18 protein-coding genes are annotated in these 23139 nt (G+C 44.4%); 5 read left to right on the forward strand and 13 right to left on the reverse strand.

All coding sequences use genetic code 11. The features are described from left to right. Positions 1-6: 6 nt before the first annotated feature. The 7 genes from AB4Z08_RS27220 to AB4Z08_RS27250 form a co-directional block, all read right to left on the reverse strand. Positions 7-402 carry an ACT domain-containing protein gene (locus AB4Z08_RS27220; protein ID WP_441576944.1) on the reverse strand — a complete coding sequence of 132 codons (396 nt, stop codon included), beginning with the start codon at positions 400-402 and terminating at the stop codon, positions 7-9. 83 nt (positions 403-485) lie between these two features. After that, positions 486-1463, reverse strand: coding sequence for a DUF6268 family outer membrane beta-barrel protein (locus AB4Z08_RS27225; protein ID WP_441576945.1), 978 nt, complete (start codon positions 1461-1463; stop codon positions 486-488). Positions 1464-1659: 196 nt separating this feature from the next. Then, positions 1660-2901, reverse strand: a complete 1242-nt coding sequence (gene fabF, locus AB4Z08_RS27230) for a beta-ketoacyl-ACP synthase II (RefSeq protein WP_441576946.1) — start codon at positions 2899-2901, stop codon at positions 1660-1662. A gap of 6 nt (positions 2902-2907) precedes the next feature. Continuing rightward, positions 2908-3465 carry a TetR/AcrR family transcriptional regulator gene (locus AB4Z08_RS27235; RefSeq protein WP_441576947.1) on the reverse strand — a complete coding sequence of 186 codons (558 nt, stop codon included), beginning with the start codon at positions 3463-3465 and terminating at the stop codon, positions 2908-2910. Between the two features lie 69 nt (positions 3466-3534). Next, positions 3535-4560 carry a hypothetical protein gene (locus AB4Z08_RS27240; protein WP_441576948.1) on the reverse strand — a complete coding sequence of 342 codons (1026 nt, stop codon included), beginning with the start codon at positions 4558-4560 and terminating at the stop codon, positions 3535-3537. Continuing rightward, complete coding sequence (locus AB4Z08_RS27245) at positions 4561-5034, reverse strand: hypothetical protein (RefSeq protein WP_441576949.1); 474 nt, start codon at positions 5032-5034, stop codon at positions 4561-4563. Positions 5035-5219: 185 nt separating this feature from the next. Next, a complete protein-coding gene (locus tag AB4Z08_RS27250) occupies positions 5220-7592 on the reverse strand; it encodes an ABC transporter permease (RefSeq protein ID WP_441576950.1) in 2373 nt (790 codons plus the stop codon). Positions 7593-7856: 264 nt separating this feature from the next. Between AB4Z08_RS27250 and AB4Z08_RS27255 the strand changes: the two genes are divergently transcribed. Further along, the gene (locus AB4Z08_RS27255) at positions 7857-8885 is read left to right on the forward strand and encodes a hypothetical protein (RefSeq protein ID WP_441576951.1); all 1029 of its coding nucleotides are present in this window, start codon (positions 7857-7859) and stop codon (positions 8883-8885) included. A 96-nt stretch (positions 8886-8981) separates the two neighbouring features. Here AB4Z08_RS27255 and AB4Z08_RS27260 read toward each other — a convergent pair whose 3' ends face one another. Next, positions 8982-9341: a GIY-YIG nuclease family protein gene (locus tag AB4Z08_RS27260; RefSeq protein ID WP_441576952.1), complete on the reverse strand. Its 360-nt coding sequence runs from the start codon at positions 9339-9341 to the stop codon at positions 8982-8984. A 4-nt stretch (positions 9342-9345) separates the two neighbouring features. Then, on the reverse strand, positions 9346-9936 hold the full coding sequence (locus AB4Z08_RS27265; RefSeq protein ID WP_441576953.1) for a TetR/AcrR family transcriptional regulator: 591 nt from the start codon (positions 9934-9936) through the stop codon (positions 9346-9348). 128 nt (positions 9937-10064) lie between these two features. On the opposite strand from AB4Z08_RS27265, the gene AB4Z08_RS27270 reads away from it, so the two are divergent. Beyond that, the gene (locus AB4Z08_RS27270; RefSeq protein WP_441576954.1) at positions 10065-11012 is read left to right on the forward strand and encodes a heme-binding domain-containing protein; all 948 of its coding nucleotides are present in this window, start codon (positions 10065-10067) and stop codon (positions 11010-11012) included. 2 nt (positions 11013-11014) lie between these two features. Further along, positions 11015-11482, forward strand: coding sequence for a cytochrome P460 family protein (locus AB4Z08_RS27275; RefSeq protein ID WP_441576955.1), 468 nt, complete (start codon positions 11015-11017; stop codon positions 11480-11482). A 15-nt stretch (positions 11483-11497) separates the two neighbouring features. On the opposite strand, the gene AB4Z08_RS27280 is transcribed toward AB4Z08_RS27275, so the two are convergent. Continuing rightward, entirely contained in the window at positions 11498-14707 is a 3210-nt protein-coding gene (locus AB4Z08_RS27280) for a hypothetical protein (RefSeq protein ID WP_441576956.1), read from the reverse strand. A gap of 114 nt (positions 14708-14821) precedes the next feature. Between AB4Z08_RS27280 and AB4Z08_RS27285 the strand changes: the two genes are divergently transcribed. Next, entirely contained in the window at positions 14822-15805 is a 984-nt protein-coding gene (locus AB4Z08_RS27285; protein ID WP_441576957.1) for a glycoside hydrolase family 43 protein, read from the forward strand. Positions 15806-15895: 90 nt separating this feature from the next. Continuing rightward, the gene (locus AB4Z08_RS27290; protein WP_441576958.1) at positions 15896-18331 is read left to right on the forward strand and encodes a TonB-dependent siderophore receptor; all 2436 of its coding nucleotides are present in this window, start codon (positions 15896-15898) and stop codon (positions 18329-18331) included. 149 nt (positions 18332-18480) lie between these two features. On the opposite strand, the gene AB4Z08_RS27295 is transcribed toward AB4Z08_RS27290, so the two are convergent. The 3 genes from AB4Z08_RS27295 to AB4Z08_RS27305 are packed head-to-tail and all read right to left on the reverse strand — an operon-like array spanning position 18481 to position 23086. After that, the gene (locus AB4Z08_RS27295; RefSeq protein WP_441576959.1) at positions 18481-20673 is read right to left on the reverse strand and encodes a peptidase domain-containing ABC transporter; all 2193 of its coding nucleotides are present in this window, start codon (positions 20671-20673) and stop codon (positions 18481-18483) included. Between the two features lie 14 nt (positions 20674-20687). Then, positions 20688-21692 (reverse strand): hypothetical protein, encoded by a 1005-nt coding sequence (locus tag AB4Z08_RS27300; protein WP_441576960.1) that lies wholly within the window; start codon positions 21690-21692, stop codon positions 20688-20690. Positions 21693-21745: 53 nt separating this feature from the next. Beyond that, positions 21746-23086 carry a radical SAM protein gene (locus tag AB4Z08_RS27305; protein WP_441576961.1) on the reverse strand — a complete coding sequence of 447 codons (1341 nt, stop codon included), beginning with the start codon at positions 23084-23086 and terminating at the stop codon, positions 21746-21748. Between the last annotated feature and the right edge of the window lie 53 nt (positions 23087-23139).

The following is a 23139-nucleotide window of genomic DNA, read 5'->3' on the forward strand; positions in this document are numbered from 1 at the left end:
GAGATGTTATGCTGACAGTTGTTGTAATACCTGCATCGCCTTTTCGGCGTCTTTGCTGGCTACAAAGATATGATCATGGTAATAGGCGGCGACTACATTGCAACTAATATTTTGCGCCGATAGTGCTGATGAAAATGCTGCCGTTAAACCTACTGCATTGAGAGAGGAATGCACGGTTAGCGTAATCCAGGCAGCTACAAAGGAATAGGGCAGCTGTAACTGGTCGGCCAGTTGTCGTGGAATGATGATGGCAACAGCTTCCTGTTCACGGAAAAAACAAATAATGTCCGCCGGATTGATGCCAGCAATATCTGTTACCGTACAGAAAGCATACTCTCCTGCATTCAATACAGGAGTCATTGTTTTAAGCAGGGTGTTGAGATTTGTAATACCTGTTGTCATAAGTGCTAAGATAGTAAGTAAAGGGAAATATCTGCCCCACACCAGTAAACTGATATAAGGCAGACAAGCTTTTTGTGAATCTGTTAACGTCTTGGCTGAAAATTCCATCTCAGTCCGCCGCTGAAGAAATAGTTGGTGGCAAGACGTGCGTTGGGTTTGTCGCTGAACATTTCAGATAATTTCTTCTCTGTGAAGTTGGTTTGGTTCAGCAGGATAGAACCACCTGTTGCTACAAAATCTATATGCTTGCTCAGGTGCCAGGTGTTCTCCAATCCAATACTCATCTCGGTATGCCCCATCAGTCTTTTTTTGTCGGCACCTCTTTCTACATCATAAGCAGCGCCATTCATACGGAAGGCCAGTCCCAGGTCTGTATATCTATTTAGGCTGGTAGACACACTTATTTTTTCAGGGAAGTTGATATCAATTCTGTATTTATTTTGCGTCTGCCATTTGACCATGAATGCAGGTAATATCATAGGCGTACCGAAACTATTGGTGAGCATAGCCCCCAAACCATATGAAAACCTGGGGTTCACCTGCTTTACAAACAATACCCCGCCATTGATAAAAATATCGTTCTGGTCAATTTTTTCCATATCGGTGAAAAGCCCTACAGATAATATACCTACCATACCCCAACGCTTGTTGATGTTACGGTAATGCTGCAGTGCCAACTGTGCGCCCAGTAATTCTTCCGGGAATATTTTATTATCATAATCTTTATTGGTGAGTTTAGTGTAACTGCCGCCAGCCGCGAGAGACCAGTTTCTAACCTTACCGGTAGCAGTATCTACGCGGTTGCTCAACATAAACATCGCACCAAAATTGTAGCGCACCTGGGTGGTAGTGGATTTTGTTTTCACACTATCTTCTCCTCTGATATAGTGAGATGGAGGTAAATAATCTATACTGAGGCCTATTCCGGGGCCATTCGGTGTAGCGGCGCCTAATTGTGCCCACAGGCGTTGCGCTGGAGTGAGGGCGAATAATACGAGTAACAAACAGGTGTAACCTTTCTTGTGATTCGGATGTTGCAGGTGTGTTGGCTTACAGCTCATAATGTCGTTCTTACTTAAAGTGATTTTTTATTGCTTTAGAGTACGACAGCATGAGTACCTTATACCCCTACGGGGAGAGGAAAATTTTTTTTAGCTTTTAGCCGTTAGCTTTTAGCTTTTAGCAAAAATGCAGCGAAGGGAAACATAGTTATTATGTTCTTCGCTGCATTTTTGCTAAAAGCTAAAAGCTAATTTTCTATATTTTCCGGAAGACAACAATGCCATTATGTCCCCCGAATCCGAATGTATTGCTCATGGCTACGGATACTTTTTTTTCTATCGCAGTAGTCAATATAATCTGTAATCCTGCAGGTATTGCCGGATCGAGTTGCTGCGTATTAATAGTAGGAGGGATGATACCCTGTTCTATACTTTTAACGCTCGCAATAGCTTCTATGGCTCCTGCAGCGCCTAACAGGTGGCCTGTCATCGACTTGGTGGCACTGATGTGCAAATGATCGGGTGTAGCGCCAAATAGCTTACCGATAGCAGCAATTTCACTCAGGTCACCTACAGGAGTAGATGTGGCATGTGCATTCAGATAGTCCACGTCTTCTTTATTCAGTCCAGCATCTTCCAGGGCGAGCTGCATAGCGCGGAAAGCGCCCAGTCCTTCCGGATGTGTGGCGGTCATATGATAAGCATCAGCAGTCATGGCCGCACCGGCTACTTCTGCATAGATATGTGCGCCTCTTGCTTTGGCATGTTCGTATTCTTCGAGGATAAGGGCGCCGGCGCCTTCTCCCATCACAAACCCATCCCGGTCCACATCAAACGGGCGGGATGCCGTGGCAGGATCTTCATTACGGACAGACATGGCTTTCATGGCGCAGAAACCGCCTACGGAAGCCGGCGTAACAGGAGCTTCGGACCCGCCTGTTACCATTACTTTCGCCTTACCTATACGGATATACGTTAACGCATCCATAATAGCAGTGTTGGAAGTGGCGCAGGCAGATACAGTGGTATAGTTAATACCCATCAACCCGTATTTAATGGAGATCATGCCGGAAGCCATATTGGTGATGAGCTTAGGCACAAAATAAGGGCTGAAGCGAGGGTTGAAGTCGCCTGTAACATACTCTGTTACCTGTTCTTCGAAGGTTTGCATGCCACCCTGCCCGGAGCCCCAGATGACGCCTGTATCAAACGGGTCCATGCTGCTAAAGTCCAGCCCGGAATCCCTGATGGCCTGGTCGGCAGCCACCAGTGCATATTGTGTAAATGGGTCCGTTTTGCGTACCTCAGCTTTATCCAGTAATGTGGTGGCATCAAAGCCTTTCAGCTCATGGGCGAAGCGCGTACGGAAACGGCTGGCGTCAAAATGGGCAATAGTGGCAGCGCCGCTTTTCCCGTTTATAAGACTATTCCAGAAATCCGTTACGGTGTTACCGATAGGAGATACCGTCCCCATTCCTGTAATGACAACTCTTTTCATAGTATGTTATTTTTGACACAGATCTTCCAGCAACTGATCCGCAATACTGCGGAAGGCTGCAGGTCCCATTACCCTGGATAATAGCAGGGAAGACTGTAAATTGGACATGATGATAAGGGCCCGCGCCTGGGCAGGTCCTTTAAAATGAATATATTTATTTTTGCGGCCCTGCTCCAGGCAGTTGGTCAGCCAGGATACAATGCCATCGGCCATTTCCTGCACCTTCGCCTGCATAGCAGGTGAAAATGTTTCAAAGTCTGTAGCCAGTGAGCCCATCAGGCAGATATTGCCCTGGTTGTTGTGTTTGCGAAATACATCTACCAGTTTTGCCAGCTGCTCATTTTCAGGTAGTTGTTTCCATTTAACGGTAAAGGCACTAAATTTTTCAATCTCCTGGTCAATCACTTCTACGCCCAGGTCCGATTTAGCCGGGAAGTGATAATGTACCGCTGCATTTTTAATATCCAATGGCGCCGCAATATCCTTATAACTAAAGGCGTTGAAGCCTTTTGTCCGCACCAGGCGGTCAGCCATGGATAATATTTTATCTTTCGTTTCTGACATATATGTGCCTTTAGGCGACACAAATATACTTACTTAGTAGTAAGTAAGCAAATGGCGTAAGGAAAACAACTAGTTGCGGTAACCCAGTTTTTCTTCTATAAGTTGCAGGATCCGTGTGAACTGTTGCCGGTTTTCCAGTAAGAGTGGAAGATAGCATTCCTGCCAGGTAGTGTGGAGCAATATGCTGTCACCAAATAATTTAGACCGTACCAGCTCCACAGATTTTATATCGCTGTAGGCAATAAACCGGTATTTCTTTCTGAAATAGATGTCAATGACAGGGTTGTTGCCACTGCCGCGGCTCCAGCCTGATTTAGCCCATACCATATCCTTAAAAATAAGCCCGTTGCTACCTATTTCCAGTTGTATGATTTTTTGCCTGAAAATGAGGATACACAGAAAGAGTAAGCCTAAACCCAACAACAGGAGGCAAACGGATAGTATAAGGATAAATAGATCCGAATGACCGCAGACCAGGTCAATGATCATATTGATGGATATCCACAGCAGCATACATCCCATGAAAAATAAGGCGCCTGCGAGTAAGTATTGTCTGAAGGGGGAAATATAAATCCGGGTACCATTGCCAGATAAAGTAGGTGCTATCGTTCCCTGGTCTCCGGGTGCTTCCGGGGTACTTTTTGGTGGTGGCTGCTGGCTACCGGTTTTGGTGGTAATCAGAGCAGCCAGCAGTTGTATATCTTTTCCGGAGAAGTTGTCCAGCCGGAGGTGTACGGATGCCCCGGTCTTCATATTCAGATCCAGCCGGTAAAATTTGTACCCGTTGATAACAGCATCTGTCAGGGTACAATGATGGATATCTCTGTAATAATAAAGAGTTTCCCTGTTTACTAAATTCTTCGCTACCAGGCTGTCGGCATAAGTGTCTATATAACTGATGCTATCCGCTTTATAATGGGAGTCATATACATACCAACCCATTGCAGCCAGCAGGAGGGCGATAAAATAGTAAACAGGGATTTCATAGTTTAGATTTGGGACAAGGTACCAGTATAACAGGTAGGTTAAGGCAGCAAAAATGAAGAACAGGAATATCAACTTATAATGGCGGAAGGAGAAACGCTGTTCTTTCATTTAGTCTGCTTTTGAGCTGGCCACGATATATGGCACAATGGAATCCTTGTAAAATTTCTCTGCTTCTTTGGCGGCTCCGGGCAGCGTTTCGAAATAAATCTTATTGTCTGCCTTGTTTTCGAAGCCTACAAAGGTGTACGGACCATAATCCTTGAAATTCAGGTTAAATGAAAAGTGGGCATAGGTTTCATTGGTTTGTATAATATAAAAGCGGCTTTTGCTGAACTTTACTTTTAYCTGGTGTATGCCTTTCGGAATGTTGATGACCCCGGTGGGAAACACGGTTTTAACTTCCAGGCTGTCAATACTGGTAATCTCTATATTATTACCAGTATAAAGTGATACACTGCTGTCGCCATGTACCAGATGTTTCAGTGAACGGATATTACTGCGTCCTTTGATTTCTGTACGTGCAAAGAAAAATACGCCCAGTAGCAGGAGCAGGATATAAATAATATTCTTTAGTATTTTCATTGGTCAACGGTTAAAATCTACGGCTAAACTAATGACTTCGCCTGTTGCTGACCGTTCTTAATGCATATTCGTGGGTACCTATTGTATATTCGTCTTATCTAGTAGGATCTGCGTAATAAAAGCAATGGCCGGCTCATAGTTTCCCATGAATGACCGGCCATTGCCTTTGTATCGTGTTGAATAGATTATTCTGCTTTTAAGCTCTTTACGGGATTCATGAGCGCGGCTCTGATAGACTGGAAGCTGATCGTCAGCAAGGCTATCATCATCGCTGCCAGGCCCGCCAGTGCAAATACCCAGTAATGAATCGTTACCCGGTAAGGGTATTTCTCCAGCCATTGGTCCATGGTATACCAGGCCACCGGGAAGGCAATGAGTGCTGCAATACCCACCAGTTTCAGGAAATCGGCAGACAGTAACCGGGTAATACCGGTAACACTGGCGCCCAGTACTTTTCGGATCCCAATTTCTTTTGTTCTGCGTTCAGCCGTATACGCTGCCAGGCCAAATAAGCCAAGACAACTGATGATGATGGCCAGGGTGGCAAACAAACGTGAAAGTTGCTGCATCAATGTTTCATTTACAAACATGTCATTGAACTGATCGTCTGTAAACCGGTAGGTAAAGGGATAGGCAGGGTTATATCGCTTCATCACTTCACCTATTTTAAGGAGGCTGGCTTCTTTGTTGGTGCCGGCATTCATTCGTACATACATGAGGGTAGCTTCCTCTGGCATGCAGTAAAATACTACCGGATCAGGAGTACCATACATATTGCCGTATACATAATCTTTTATGACGCCCACAATTCTGGAATGAACAATGCTGTCGCCATGAGGAGTCAATAAAGTTTTTCCAACAGCGCTTCCTTTCCCCATTACCTTTTCCAATGATTGGGTAATCAGTACATCCATACCATTGGCTGCTGCTACCGGCTTGAAATCGCTACCGGACACTATTTCCATACCGGAAGTACTCACAAACTCCGGACTGATGAGTCGTTGGGAGATCAAAATTTTATCCGTTTCCGGTTTGCCTTCCCAGCTAAGCGCGTTTGTATTATTACCGCCATCAATGGTGGCATGATCGGCCAGTGCCACGTTCTGGACGGTACCAGTGGCCAGCAAGGCATTTTTTATAGAGGGGAAATGCTGCACCATATCTCCTTTTACTTCCATGGAAATCAGGTTATCCTTATTGAATCCCAGGTTCCTGCTTTTTACATGTTGTATCTGCTGGTAAATGATCGCGGTACAAATGATTAATATGATGGACACGCTGAATTGCGCCACTACCAACCCCTTACGAATAAAAGTGGCACTACCGGCCTTTATTTTGATGCCTTTCAATACAAAAACCGGATTAAAGGAAGAGAGATATAACGAAGGATAACTACCCGCTACCACGCCGCAAACCACGGTGATCAACAATAGCGATCCTATGTGCATCGGATTGTTAAGGCCCACAACGAGGTTTTTATCTACCAAAGCATTAAAACCCGGTAATACCACACATAATATTAACAGGGCTATTCCTGCTGCCAGCAAAGACATAAACAATGCTTCACTGATGAACTGTATGATCAGTTTACTCTTTCCGGCGCCCATTACTTTTCGGATACCCACTTCTTTGGCCCGCTTTTCACTCCGCGCAGTAGCCAGGTTCATGAAGTTAATGCAGGCAATAAAAAGAATGATCCAGGCAATCAATGAAAACAGGTGCACATATTCAATCCGTCCTCCGCTTTGCTGTCCGTTTTGAAACCGCGCCCGTAAACGCCAGTCGTTCATCGTAAATAAAAAAGCGTGATTGATAGCCGCTGGTTCATATCGCTGTATATAATTCTGTAATTGATGATTAATCTTCCCCAGATCCGTATTAGGAGCCAGTTCTACATAGGTGCTTACGGCGTTGGTGTTCCATCGTTTTAAGTAACTATTGGCATTAAGAGCTACTTCAAAAGGAGCTACCCAGTCAAACCGGATACTCGAATTCTCGGGTATATCTTTTATCACACCAGATACCACATAAGGTTGTTTATTATCCACTATCACTGTTTTACCAATCACATTTTTGGTGTCACCAAAGAATTTCCGGGCAGTTTTTTCAGTGAGAACAATAGAATATAACTGCGGAAAGGCAGTGGCAGCATTACCGGCTACAAATGGCAGCGTGAAAATATCAAACAGACTGGAATCTGCGTACATACCTCCGGCATACAATGCTTTATCACCAATCGTAAACAAGACAGTCGTCAAATCTTCTGTTGTGCGGCAGGTTTGCCGGATACCAGGTATATCTGCTTTTATAGCCGGCGCCATCGGACCGGGAGTAGACGAAAAGGTGCGGATGCCATCGTAATTCCAGTTCTCCATCACCTGGTAAATCTGATCTTTCTTTACATGACTATTGTCGAAGGTCACTTCGTCTTCTATCCATAAATAAATAACCCCTGCACAAGCCAAACCTATTGCTAACCCAAAAATATTGAGGAAGCTGTATGTCTTGTTTTTCCAGAGCGTTCTTATTGTGATTTTAAAGTAATTTTTAAACATCATGATATGTTCACCTTTTACAATAATAGTGAGGTTGCATAAAAGACCAAGATAATGCCATGGTACTAATTATTGATAATTAACTATTTAGAGAATGGTGCCTGTCCGCTTTTAATGAAACGGTGTCCGGTTTTGAACAATATTACTAAGATGCTACTTTAAACTGATAAATAATTATTTCTTTTGCACGCATGTTACCCATGTTTCGTTAATTATTGTAGTACCTGATTGTTGATGTGTTACCCTGTTTTTAAATTTAATTTAATTATGAAGAAGATCCTCTTTTTATCCCTGTTAGTATTGACCTTTACCAACAGATTATCAGCTCAGCTGGATTCCTTAAAGTATGTCCTTAACCGTACCGGGCCCACACAAGCAGCTAATTTTAATGTAGCCGGATTCGGTGCATTTGTACATGATGGATCCAATAATTTTTCGGGTACTTTATTATTGCAAAATGCAACCGCTCCAAACGGCGGTGTAAATATGCAGTTGACCGGCGACGCTACTCCCGGCTTCGCTACCTGGATGCGTGATGCCACCGGATTCAAAGAAAGAATGCGGCTCCTTTGGAATGGTAATCTGGGATTAGGTACTACGGTGCCCTCTGCGAGGTTACATGTCAACGGAGATTCGCTTGTCTTTTTTAAAGTTACGCAATCAAACATTGCAGCTACAGATGCATATCTGCACATTAGAAATGCCACAAGTAATCTTGCTTATTATATTCCAAATATAATAGGGCGCACTTCCATGCCGGGCCGTGCATACGGACTCTATATTACCGGCGAGGCGGAAGATGTTCTCCCGGTAAGCGATAATTCCATCGCTGCGGTTATACTGGATGGCAGAACCAAAACCGCCACCAGGCTGCAAACCAATAACGTACTGGCTATTAACAGCGCCGGCGCAAATCTCATTATGGTAAAGGCGGATGGAAGTTTAGGAATTGGTACTTCGGATACCAAAGGGTACAAACTGGCAGTCAACGGTAGCGGCGTATTTACCAAGGTAGTTGTGAAGGCATATAATAACTGGCCAGACTTTGTATTTAAACCAGACTATCAGTTACCATCACTCACAGCAGTGGCACAATATGTAACGAAACATGAGCACCTGCCAGGTATTCCATCTGCCGGTGAGGTAGAGAAAGAGGGGATTGATGTAGGGGAGATGAACAAGAAATTATTGCAGAAAATTGAAGAGCACATGTTGTACATGATAGAAATGAACAATCAGATCATGACGTTGAAAAAAGAAGTACAGGAGCTGAAAGAAAAGACAGTCACAAAATAAGCATCTCCCTCCGGTCCTCCTGTGCAGCGTTAAAAGTAAAGGAGGACTGGAGGTTTTATTATCGGATATTTCCCGGACTGGAGTCAGAAATCCTGTTCAGAAAATGAGCTTTTGATGATATCCCTTCTCACCATACGGCTCCAGCTCCATCATCACCAGTTTTTCCATGGTCTTCACTTCCTGTTTCATATCCACTGCCGGATCATTATTTTCCTTTATTATGGCTACTATCTCATAAGCAAACTCCGCTTCCCCCTGTTGCAGCCAGTCCCGCTGCAGTTGTTCATTAAAATGATTACCCGTTTGTAACTGCACCCGCAGGGAGTTCCAGGCCCTGTCCAGGTCCATACTGCTACCAATAAATATTTTGTTGTTACGTGTATTGCGCAACTGATAAACGCCTTTTCGGAAAGTCATTTCTCTATATGCCTGCTTCAGTTCTTTTTTCGATGTCATGTGTTTAATTTTTTAATTGTCCGTCTATTAAATTGCCCGCCTGTTTCAGAAAAGCCGTGTAGCTTTCGGGATGCCGCCTGTTCAGATATAAGGTGAGTAAGCCGGTGACACCATACAGCAACGCGGCCTTTTTTAACCCGGCTTCCCTGGCTGTCAGCATGCGTTTGTCGATACAGTAGGTCCAGTCGGCAGCGCACAGATCTTCGAGTAACGATGTGACCAGCGCCGTGGTGGCTCCTTTGTTATCTATATCCGATAGCTTCTCCACAAAAAATAATTCGAAGATGCCCGGGTACTGAATGAAGTATTCCATATAGGCCAGCATAACAGCCTTTAACCGCTTGTTGCCCGGCGTTATGGCCGCAGTACGATTCACCACATGCTCCCGGCACTCTTCCCGGAAATCCTCCACACAGAGGAATACCAGGTCCTTCACATCTTTGAAATAATTATACAGGGTAGCAAAAGAATAGCCGGCCCTGTCCGCAATATTGCGCACACTCACACTCTTCAGCCCTTCACTTTTCAGGATGTCTTTGGTGGCGGCAATAAAGTATCCTTTCACCCTTTGTTCCTGTATTTCCTTTTTATTCATAATAGTGCAAATATATTGAACATTGTTCAAAATATAAAATAGTGTTCAATAAGATGGTTTTGCAACCTTGGAAGCGAATCATTGTTATGTGAATGCCTGTTTGATACGGTGCGCCAAATTGTTGGACTATGACACATAAAAAAAAGTGGAAGGTGGTACTGCTGATCCTGGTTGGCGGCTTTATCGGCATACAATTTATCCGCCCACAGATAGATCATCCGTCGGTAACAGCAGATATTGATGCGCCACCCGCCGTAAAAGCAGTGTTGCGAAAGGCTTGCTACGACTGCCATTCCAATGAAACCCAACTGGCCTGGTTTGATAAGATAACACCCGCCAACTGGCTGGTCGCCAGCCATATCAGGGAGGGGAGACAACTATTGAATTTTTCTCAATGGGATAGTATACCCAAAGACCAGCAAAAAGCAAAACTCTTCGAATGCTTAAATCAGATGGCCTTTGACAGAATGCCCATTCCACAATATACCATGCTGCACCCGGAAGCAAAGCTCAGCCCTGCCGATATCACCGTGCTGCAGGACTATCTATCCGGGCAGTTCGTGGCCGGGCTACCGGACAGTACCAAAGCAATTGCTGCCAATAAACAATTCAATGCCTGGCTGGGAGCACCTTTAACGCCATCGGTCAAGCCCGCGCCCAATGGCATCGGCTTTTTCCCGGAATATAAAAACTGGCAGGCTATCAGCACCACACAACGACTCGATAATGGCACCATGCGGGTGATTATGGGAAATGAGGTGGCCATAAAAGCCATCCGGGAACAACAAATCAATCCGTGGCCAGACGGTACGATCTTCGCCAAAATAGCGTGGGATGAACAAATAGATACCCAGGGAAATATCATTCCGGGTGAGTTTAAGCAAGTGGAGTTTATGATCAAAGACAAACATACATACGCAGATACCGATGGTTGGGGATGGGCCAGGTGGAAGGGGATGCAATTACAGCCTTATGGAAAAAATGCAATGTTCACCATGGAATGCACAGGCTGCCATAAACCTATGCGTGACAACGATTTTGTGTTTACCAAACCTATTCATCTTTCAACAAAATAGCCATGAAGTATCGCCTGTTTTTAATCGTCAGCATGGTATTGCTTAGCTGCGGCGGCAAGCATCGGACAATGGATTACAACACCGATGCCGCATTGCCGGATACCTTGTTGCTTCAACCGCAGGAATGGAAAGTTATTACCAGTGGGATCAATAAAACCACCCATACCATGTCCACACTCTATGGTAATGAGCTGGCGGTGAAAGCCGCCAGGAGCGGGCAGGGGAACTATCCAGCCGGTGCATTGCTGTCGTTGGTTACCTGGAAACAACAACCGGATGATCACTGGTTCGGTGCCATTATTCCCGGCGCAGTGGAGTCTGTAGAACAGGTGTCATATACTGCGGGTAGCATCTCCCCGGTATATACAAAATATACTGGTAACAGGCTGGCGAAAAGGATAGAGAGCCCGGAAGACAGCCATAACAGGGTGAACTGGATCATACAACAGCGCGCATCTGTCATGCCGTAAAGTATGTAATCTGCATCACGTTGTCCGCTTTGCCTTCTTCAATGCTATTTTATATTTGTCCGGAGTACCTGAAATATTCAGATTCATGAAACGTATTTTTTTGTCCTTATCCCGGACTTCAATAGCGTCTACCTGGTCAACATTCACCTCTTCCTGTTTTCTGCCAAATAACGCCTGGAAACCTACCTGGGTCACCATCTTCATGGGAATACGCAGGTAGTAGTTCATACTCATATCCAGCGACTGGCTGCCAGATACTTCTATGTAACCCAGGGAAGAATTGATATTCATATTCGGTATTTGCAATACGCCGTTTTTAAGCGTCAGCTTATTACGGAGCGTATCAAACCGTACCATGCGGAGGTTCTTGTCTTTGAAATAACCGGCCATAGCCTGCATAGGGCCAAAGTCCAGCAACGTACCATTATGGATTTCTATGTCCATCTGCGATTCCGTTTCACTCAGTACCGGCGTAAGATCCGGATGCATCCGCACGTAACTCTTGATATGTCCGCTCAAAGTGCCTTTCAGGTTGTTGTTCAACACAAAGTCCTGCCCGAAGTTATCAAACTTGATGAGTAGCCTGGAGATGTCTACATTGTCCAGGTAAATCCCGTTTTTGAAATACAGTTTTTTCGGATCGCTGGCATTGAACATGCCACGCATGGCTACATGGCCACCGGCAATGTTCATAGCAATGGTGTCGACCTTTATTTTCTGATCTTCCCGCATGTGTACATTGGCGAGCACGTTTTTGAGCCACAGCTTTTTGTACTTCACTTTTTTTACATCTACCTGTGCTTCAAATTCAGAAAAAGGAATATTGAAAATATTAAAGCCTGCCGCATGCAGGGAGTCGTTTTCCTTTACAGTAGTGCGTTTTGTGGGTGCGGTTGTCGCTACCGGATGATCCATGAAGTCATAATTCATCAGCTCATCTATATCCAGCAGATTGGATTTAAACCTGAAATAGTTACTGCGTTTTTGTTTGTTTTTACCCGGGCCTACAGCGTAACGCATGTTCAGGTCAAAGTCCGTACGACCAACCTTTCCGGCCAGCGTATCAATAACAATAAAACGATTATTACCATAACGTATCCTGCCCGTAACTTTTTCAATATTAATAGGATGCTCTTTCAGTGTGCCGGAAATATTGGCGATGCGGGCATCTATTTTTTTGAAAACAGTATCATATTTAATATTCATTTTAGACCGCAGCCAAACGTTGTTGGCTTGCTCATACCAATAGCCCTGCGGGATGAACTTGCGGCCACGCTGGCTAATCAGGTCATTCACTGCCAGCCGGTCCGACTTGAAGTCGAACGCAATTTCCGTATTCCCCTTTTTGATTTTATCAAACCAGATCAGGTAGTTATTCAACCTGCCTTTGAATGCAAAACTGCTGCTGTCTATATTTCCGCTGAAATTAGGTACCCGTAAGCTGGTATCATTAATGATAACTGCCGCATTAAAATCATGCAAGGCATGTGGATACTGCTGGAATTTAGCATACAGCTTTTCCACTTTGAAAGTGCCGCGGGGCAAAGGGTTGGGATGCAGTAATTCTTTCACTGATGTTTCCAGTGCCAGGCCTATATTGAATCCGGTAACCACTTCTTTTGATAATATAGGATGCGTAGAATCAAATTTATATAGTTCTCCCAGTTGCAACTGCTTACTGGATGCACTGAAATTAACTGCTACCGGCTTATTCTGCTGATGAAACAACGCAGGTACATCACTGACAGATCCCTGCGCCAATATATCGGAGCTGCCTATACGAAATGCAATGGAATCCAGTTGTAAACGCCCTTGTTCTATCTGTGCATGCACATTCATATTCCGTACCGGCAGGTGATAGCCGGGGATACGGAATTCCAGGTTTTTTACGGTTAGTTCACTCTGCACGCCATCTTTCAGTTTCGCCAGGTTTTCTTCCGGAATGCGCAGGTCCACCAATTCCCGGAAATTCATATTCAGTTTTATTTCACCGCTGATCTGCTCCAGGTCTTTGATGCCCAGGAATTCTCCCACAAACCGCAGGTTCAGCTCAGAGTAAAGCTGCATGATGATCTGCGGGTCGGTAAAGTTTTTCATGACAAAGTTACCTTTGAACACGCCAGTACCAGGTCTTGCATTGAAATTCAATACATGTAGTTCGGAGGTCTGCAGATTATGTGCGGCGCCGTTGGTGTAATACCCCTTAAAGCCCATTGAGTCTACCTTGCGGTCTATCTTCTTATTCTGAAACCATACATTTTCGCAACCAAAATTAAACGTCATGAGCGGCACGATGCCTTTGCCAATTTCACCTTTAATGATACCATCAAAGAATATGCGGCCATCATGTTTGTATTTGTCCATCATATCGGCCACGTTTTTAGGTACCATGGCCAGCAACAGGTTCATATCGGGTTTGTCGCCTTTGACTTTAAGATCTACGTAGTGCTCACTGGCGGTTCCTTCAAGTTGCAACGAGGCTTCTTCCAGCCGGATAGTGCCGGGAGGAAGGGTGAGTTGTTTTTTCCCTTTATCATAAACACCACTCAGTTTAAAACTCAGTTGTTTATGCCGGAAGAGGGAAGTATCGGTTTTGCCGGTAACATCTATCAGCAGCTTACTGTCCAGGTCAATGGCAATGCGAGCCGAGTCCATTGCGAAAGCTGTTTTTATTTTATCAATATGAGAAGAGACTTTCCAACCGGAAACATTATCGTGGTAGGTGATATCAATATTTTTCAGGATAATTTTCTTCAGGTTCAGGTTCAGGGTTTCAGATGTATCGGCAGGAGTGGGGCTGCCACTGCCCGTAAATTCATGTGCTTTGATCAGGTCCACTTCGCCATTGGCATAACGGGCCATATGTACGCGCCCATTAGCCAATACAATGATGCGGGCATTATAATGCTGCTGTAAAACATCCGGTAAACTGAAACCAACGTACAATCTTTCTACCTGGTACAAAGGAGGACCACTCATTTTTTTGTTGGCAAAAAAACGAACATCATGTAACGCGATAGATATATATGGAAAATTGCTGAACGGTGAAATGCTGCTGCTTTTAATCACCAGCTCTCCGGCAAACTGTTTGTTCAGTTCTTTCACGGCCATCTGGGTGAGCCGTTCCTGTTGACTATACAGGATACCGCCTGCTATAGTCACTAATAACAAAAACACACCTGTAATGATCAATAATAGTCTGATGATTTTTTTTCCCCTCTTCATGTAAATTGCCTTTCTGCGCGATAAAAGTATGAAAAAAATATACTGAAAATTTATCATCTCTAAAACGCCACGCGTTTTTTATTATTTTTAACGATTCATATTAATTGTAATTACATGAAAAGAATAATAGCGTTGTTACTATTGGCGGGAAGTACACAAATCAGCACAGCCCAGCAGAAAAAGTTGGATAAACTATCCGGCAACCCTGTATTCCCGGGTTGGTACGCTGATCCGGAAGGCGTGGTATTTGGTAAAACATACTGGATTTATCCCACCTGGTCTGCTGCTTATGAGAAGCAGGTATTCTTTGATGCCTTCTCTTCTCACGACCTGGTTACCTGGACAAAGCATCCGCAAATCCTGGACACGGCTGCCGTCAAATGGGCCAAACGTGCTATGTGGGCGCCTGCCATCATAGAAAAGGACCAGCGTTATTACCTATTCTTTGGGGCGAATGATATTCAAAGCAACCAGGAAACCGGCGGTATTGGTGTGGCCGTAGCAGACAATCCTGCCGGCCCTTTTAAAGATTACCTCGGCAAACCCCTGGTCGATAAAATCATTAACAAAGCTCAGCCTATTGACCAATACGTTTTCCAGGACAGTGACGGGAAGTATTATCTTATCTACGGCGGCTGGGGACATTGTAATATTGCCCGGTTAAAGGATGATTTCACGGGCTTCCTGCCTTTTGAGGACGGCACCACCTTCCGGGAGATTACGCCGGAAAAATATGTGGAAGGCCCTACCATGTTCAAGAAGGATGGTAAGTACTACTTTATGTGGTCGGAAGGTGGCTGGACAGGCCCCGATTACAGTGTAGCCTACGCAATCGCAGATTCCCCGATGGGACCGTTTAAACGGATCGGCAAAATACTGGAGCAGGATCCGGCTATCGCCACCGGCGCCGGCCACCATTCGGTGATTAGCATCCCAAACGAAAATCGCTGGTATATTGTATACCATCGCCGTCCACTCACGGAGAAGGCCGCCAATTCGCGCGAAACCTGTATTGACAGAATGTATTTTGATAAAGATGGGCACATAAAACCCGTGAAAATTACACGCGAAGGCGTCACCAAAGCCGTGATCCGCTAGACAATTTCCGTATCGCGTAAAAAAAATTCCGGATTGGATCACCGGGCCGGTCTTGCCTGCACCAATTTTGCACCACTAAAAAAGCAAAACATGAGCAAGCAGACTGGCTTTGTATTTTTGATAATGGCCCTCCTCTTTACTTCAGTGCGGGTAAAGGCAGAAGATGAAAATGGTGGTACTATCAGAGGTAAAGTATTGACTACAGATGGTAAAGCCGCTACAGATGTGGTAATTCTCCTGAAAGAAACCAACGAATCGGCCATATCTGAAACAGATGGTTCTTTTATATTTGACCACGTAAAGCCGGGTAGTTATCACCTGATCGTTACCCTGATGGGATATGCTCCGGTAGAAGAACAGGTGGTGGTAAATGCCGGCAAAATCACCAATATCCGCCTGCAACTGGCGGTATCCAGCAAAGCGCTCAAAGAAGTAGTGGTAACAGGCACCCATAATAAACTCATCAAAACATCCAGCTACGATGTGGCCAAGATGCCACTGAAAAACCTCGAGAATCCGCAGGTATACAGCACTATCACAAAAGATCTGTTGCAGCAGCAGGTAATATTTTCGGTAGATGATGCACTGAAAAATGCGCCCGGATTAACGCGCATGTGGGACGCTACCGGCCGTGGTGGTGATGGTGGCGGCTATTATAACCTCCGTGGTTTCATTGTACAGAGTAAACTGCGCAATGGCCTGGCAGGAAATGTAACAGCTAAAATTGATGCCTATAACCTCGAACAGGTAGAAGTGATCAAAGGCCCATCAGCTACCTTATTTGGTAACAGCCTCACTTCTTATGGCGGGTTAATTAACCGCGTCACCAAAAAGCCTTACGATCATTTTGGTGGAGACGTCACCTATGCCATGGGGAGCTATGGCTTTAACCGTGTGAGCGCAGATGTAAACACGCCGCTGGACAAGGAAAAAGATGTATTGCTGAGGATCAATACCGCCTATAATTATGAAGGCAGCTGGCAGGACTATGGCTTCAATAAAAACTTTGCTTTCGCTCCCAGCTTATCTTACAGGGTCAACGATCGCTTGTCGTTTCTCTTCGATGCGGAGTTTTCTACCGGACAAAATACAGGTCTGAATGTATTTTTCTTCCCTTATCAGCAAACCGTTGCATCATTGGGAACTAATCGCGCCGATGAGCTGAAAATAGATTATAACCGTGCCTATGCCAGGAATGACCTGTACCAGACCTCCCGTAATACCAATATTTTCGGGCAGATGAAGTACAAAATATCTGAGCAGTGGAACATGAGTACTAATATCAGCTCCACCAATAGCTTCTCAAATGGTCCTTCGCCTTATTTTTATCTCTTATCGGATGCTGCCGCTACTGGCGTAATCGGCGCGACAGGCAGTAACTACATTTCCCGCAACGACCAGTTTACCGATAACAGTAAAGATAATATCCTGGAGATACAGCATAATTTCAACGGCGACTTCAAAATCGGTAGCCTGAGAAACCGGTTTGTAGGTGGACTGGATTATTTCTATCATAATTCCAATCAGTTCTTTGGTGGTGGAACTTACGATACCATCCCTTCTCACGGCGAAATTCCAACTTACGCCAACTTCAACCGACGTAACCTGGACACCCTGTATGCTAATCATGCTCTTGGGTTTACTTTTCCATCCCGTGCCCTTTCCAGTACCTACAGTGCTTACGTTTCTGATCTGCTGAACCTGACGGATAACCTGATGGTAATGGCCGCTCTGCGCGTGGATTATTTTGATAATAAAGGCAGCTATAATGATGTGAAAGGTATCTACGAAGGAGGCTATAATCAAACGGCTTTCTCTCCTAAACTGGGTATCGTGTATGAGCCATTGAAAGACAGGATCTCTCTGTTTGCCAACTACCAGAACGGATTTGCCAATCAGACGGGTACTACGGCAGCAGGTAAAGCCTTTAAACCGGAACAGGCCAATCAGCTCGAAGGTGGTGTGAAACTGCAGTTATTTAATGGTCGTATCAATGGTACCTTCAGTTATTACAACATCAAAGTAAAAGATGTGCTTCGTCCGGATGCTGCCAATCCAAATTTTTCTGTGCAGGATGGAACACAGGTGAGCAAAGGATTTGAGGCAGAAGTAATTGCTAACCCTTTCCAGGGATTCAATGTGGTGGCTGGTTTTGCTTACAACGATTCTAAATATGAAGCCGCTGCCAAAGACGTGGAAGGCATGCGGCCTGCAACCGCCGGCGCACCTTCTGTAGCGAACCTCTGGCTCAGCTATCGCATTTCTGCAGGTGTAGCCGATGGATTAGGGTTTGGATTTGGCGGCAACTATGCCAGTGATAATAAAATTCAGAATGACAGAACTGTAGGTACTTTCTTCCTGCCATCTTACACAGTTTTAAATGCCAGTATCTTTTACGATCAGCCACGTTTCAGGGTAGCATTGAAAATGGATAATATCACAGATAAGCACTACTGGATCGGCTATACGACAGTGAATCCTCAGAAACCAAGAAGCGTTACCGGTACGGTATCTTTCAAGTTCTAAGACCATTGTAATCCGTATCAGGCAGGTGTTTAGGGAATAAAAAAGGGGGCGAAGCCCCCTTGATAGTTTATCAGTCTGGATTACCATGCTCAGAACTATCAACCTGGCTAACGATTAAAAATTTTTCTCAGACATGATTGACATCTGCCTCAGGTGCCGAGTTCCAGCTGGTTCCGGATAAGCTCAAAGTATTTATTTCTGCTTTGAACCAGCTCGGTATGTGTACCATGTTCTATTATTTCTCCTTTTTCCAGCACAATGATCTGATCGGCATTCTTAACGGTACTTAACCGGTGTGCAACGATGACTACTGTTTTGTTTTTCATGAAACTATCAAGGTTGTTAATAATGGCCTTTTCATTCCTGGCATCAAGAGAGCTGGTGGCTTCATCTAAATAGAGGAAGTCCGGGTTTTTATAAACTGCTCTTGCAATCAATATTCTTTGCTTTTGTCCACCACTCAGATCCGCTCCGGAATTACCTATTTTAGTATTGAATTTCATTGGCAGGCTATTAATGAAATCATCAAGGCAGGCAATTCTCAGCGCTTCCCAGAGACGCTGGATATCAGGGGTGTCGTCTGATAATGCAATATTTTCCAGTATAGTGCCGCTAAAAATATATCCATCCTGCATAACTATGCCACAACGGTTTCTCCAGTGATCAGTATTCACGTTTCTCATGTCAGTTTTATCAATTGAAATGCGCCCGTTTTGTAGCGAATAGAACCCAAGTAACAATTTAAGGAGGGTTGTTTTCCCGCTCCCGCTGCTACCTACAATGGCCGTAATTTGCCCTTTGGGGATGTGTAGGGAGATATTTTTAAGCACATATGGCTGATAACTCCCATCATATTTAAAACTCACATCCTCTAAGAATATTCCATCGTGTATCACATCCGGAGGAGGGATTTTATCCGCATTATTTTCATCTTCTTTCCTATGGATTTCGTCAATACGTTCTACTGAAATGATTGCTTCCTGCGCTATCCGCATAAAGTCTGCGAGTGACTCTATGGGCGCGGAAAGCATGCCGGTAATATAGCCTATGCCCATCATTTCCCCTATGGTAATGTCGCCGCGTATCACCCAAACAGCGCATAAGGCGTTGATGATAATATTTTTAAGCTGGGTAATTGCACTTACGCCCATCGTTTGATAAAGATTAAGGCGAAGTGATTGCAACTTTAACTGGTAAAGCTCCAATTGTATCTTTCTCCAGGTACTGACCTTATTGTGTTGGGCATTATTGATTTTCACCTCGCGCATACCAGTAATCAGCTCCATTTGGGCATTTCGGTTTTCTGAAGCCAGCCTGAAATTGTAATAATCAATATTCTTTCTTTGCGCCTGGAATAAAAATATCCAGGTGATGGAGAACGCGCTCATAAAGAAGAACACCGGGAAGACCGGCGCATTATAATGAAGTAGTCTGACAGACAGTATGGTTATCAGTACGATGGAGAACAATGTCTGAATGATACGTTGAGTGAGGAATAACTCTATCCGTTGCTGATCATCAATCCGTTGAAGGATGTCGGCATTCATTCTGTTGTCGAAAAAGCGTACCGGCAGTCTTATAAGCTTATAGAGAAACTGTGAAACTACTTCCATGCTCACCTGAGTGCTGAAACGGACTCCTATCAGGCCACGCAGCCAGTCAAATAAAATCTGTCCCATCAGGATTCCCCCCTGGAAAAGCAATACCGCCCAGACTACATTGATATTTTTGGGGTTTATACCTTTATCAACGAGTTGCTGCATTGTAATGGGCAACAAATAAGCCAGGGAAGTACTCAAAAGAAGAAAAACGATGAGCAGTAGCAGTTTCCCTCGGTGCTCCCGAAGATGGTGCGCCGTAAATGTTAGCCCTTTTTTTAAACCTTCCCATTTTTGTACCGGAGGGAAAGGCGCAGTAAGAAATTCTTCTGTCGGTATTAATAGCAAGGCAACGCCTTTTTCATTGTTGCCTTGCCACATACGCAAAAATTCACGGGCCGGCATTTTTATTCTACCGTAACCGGGATCTGAAATATAGAAATAACCTTTTTCTGATATTTTATATAACACCACAAAATGATCCTGTTTCCAGTGCAAAATACATGGCAGTATTTTGTTCCTGGTCAGGCTTTCCACTGTCATCTGGTATACCGTTGCATTAAAATGCAGTACCCGGGCTGCAGTGATCAGGTCGCCCATTGTAATTCCGGCTCGCGTTACAGCACAGATGTCGCGCAGGTGGGCAAGACTACAATCTTTTCCGTAGTACTTCAGGATGATCTTCAGACAGGTTGGGCCGCAATCTGAAAATTCCAACTGTGTGAAGTGAGGAAATCTTTTCATAATCATGCATTAGTTTAAGCGGTTGGAGCCGTAATAGCAGTAGTGCTTACGCCCAATTTTTTCTCCAGGGTGTTACAGAACATTTCATAGTTGTTATGCTTTGTAATATCGTATTCATACTGTAACAGTAAATCCAGAAAACAACGGATGACCAGCTTTTGTACGTTTTTGGCAGCTTGTCTGAATGAGTCAAAACATTCGTTAAGCATCCCGATAAATTCAACAGGGCTTCCATGATAATAGGTATGTAATAGCACCACCATATCAAAGCCATCCTTGTTAATAGCCGGCGCTGCTATTTTTTTGTAAATGGAAGCACATAACTGGCGCATAAATGCGTCCTGCTCGCTGCTGCTAAAAACACCGGGACGCTGCAGCTCCATCAGCAGCTGACGGAAGATATGCCAGAGCATTGTACGCTGATCGTCCGGTTGCAGGGCGAGTAAAGCGGCCGTTATATATTCCTTTCCTGGTTTCCAGGCTCCTGTGAAGGTGAAGCAGAACAGGTTTTCTGCTTCTATACGTGCAGCTTCCAGGTCTTTTTTCCGGAATTGCACCCGCAACCTGTTAAGCCATTGTTCCTGTATAGAGGATACTATCAGAGGAAATAGCTTAGCCTGTTCTTCACAATGCTGTATGGCTGTGTCTAGCTCCTGAAGAGCTGCATCCAGGTTGCCCTGTACATGTTGCCGGTAGGCCGACATCGCCCAGAAGATTAGTTCCATCCCAGCTTTTATGCGACTATCAAAATTCCGGTCAAGTGCAACAATTTTTTCAAACAGCATCTCAGATGTATGCAGTTCCCTTTTCTTCAGATGTTGCAGGCACGTTTCATAACAATAGAAATGATAGAACATCTTCCTGATTTCATCATTACTCAGTTCTTCGCTGTAGGCTTCTTCCAGCTTATTATAAATATGATAGGTGGCACTTTTGCCGGAAGGCGCATCTATGGCTTCTATTGAACCAAACTGATACAGGAAGTTGTCAATCGCATTATTCATTTCGTAGTTGTTCATATATCGTTGTATGGAGGTGAGGAATAATTGAAATAATAAATGTATCCATCCGTTTACTGGGTTAGCATTTTTCTCAAAAACAACCGCTCATCGATATTGAATTTAAATGATGGGCATGCAGGAGTACCAAAATTCCACTCTTTAGGGCAGGAGCCGCCACAAACAGGAAGAAAAGTACATTTCTTGCACCAGGTGTCGTTGGTTGGGATTTCATCGTACCAATGTCTCATAATAGCATTGCTGGTGTCTACTTTTTCGATCTGCCGAAGATTTCCTGACACGTAGGGCGTATTAAAATAGGAGGTAGTATAGGGTACATCCCAGCAGGTTGAAATGTTGCCATGCGCATCGAACACTTCTGCGGATTCATCCACCACCATACAGGTATAGGTACTGCGTTGAGGTATCAGGTTACCTGGATTGAGTGCTTCATATTCCTGCAGCTTCATAAAAACTTCTATCTCGAACTGTGCAAAGTCTTCCTTACTGATACCATGCACTTTGCTGGCTCCGTTATCTCCCCAGTCATGTACCGCTGAGATATAAAAACCAACTTTACCCAGTATGCCGGCTGCTTTCATCTGCTCCAGCAGTTCAAATACATTTTCTTTATTCTCTGCATCAACATTGCAACGGATATTAATGCGCGCGCCGGATGTGGCAAAGAAATCAGACAACGCGATGGCCACCACATTATTGAAGATGATCTCAAAAGAGGCAGTACCATTTTTCAGCATCCTGCGTTTATCGTGAAAATCAGCGGTGCCATCTATGGTAATCTGGTAGTCCATGATTTTATATTGCGTTACCAGTTTTTCGAAGAGGTCCTGCTTCAGTGCCAGCGCGTTGGTGATAATTTCTGCTTCATATCGCAGGTTATGTACCGCTGCCAGTTGCATGAGCTTTTGCGAGTTGTATTCAATGCTGCTCAGCCCTGTGATGGGTTCTCCGCCATACCAGGTAATATAGAGGGTACTGATGTCCTTTCCTTTGGAAATAATTTTTTCTTCAATCCTGCTGATCATAAGATCAGCCACCGTTTCATTCATCACATGTTTGGTATGGCTTTGCCCGCAGTAATGACAGCCTAACTGGCAATTGGCGGAAGGTTGGATGGTATAGCTAAGTGTTTTACGATCCTTCACTTCCGTTTTATTATATTCAAGAATACTCTTCAACTCATCTTCTCCCTCAGGAACCAACACTTCGTTGCGAATCAGTTTTTTCTGCAGATCTATGGAAAGCTGCTCATATTCGCCTGATTGAAGCAATGCCACATGAGTGTTTGGCAACTCAATGGCAACACCTGTTCTTGTAACATATACGAGTGAGTGATCAGGCATTATATCAGCATCCTGGCTCACGTATACATACCTGGATAATTTAAATTTCATAATAAATATTTTATGTGAAAAACAGATCATTAAAGAACAATACTGCCTTACGG

It is taken from the genome of Chitinophaga sp. RAB17, from assembly GCF_052114225.1.
Classification (GTDB): Bacteria; Bacteroidota; Bacteroidia; order Chitinophagales; family Chitinophagaceae; genus Chitinophaga.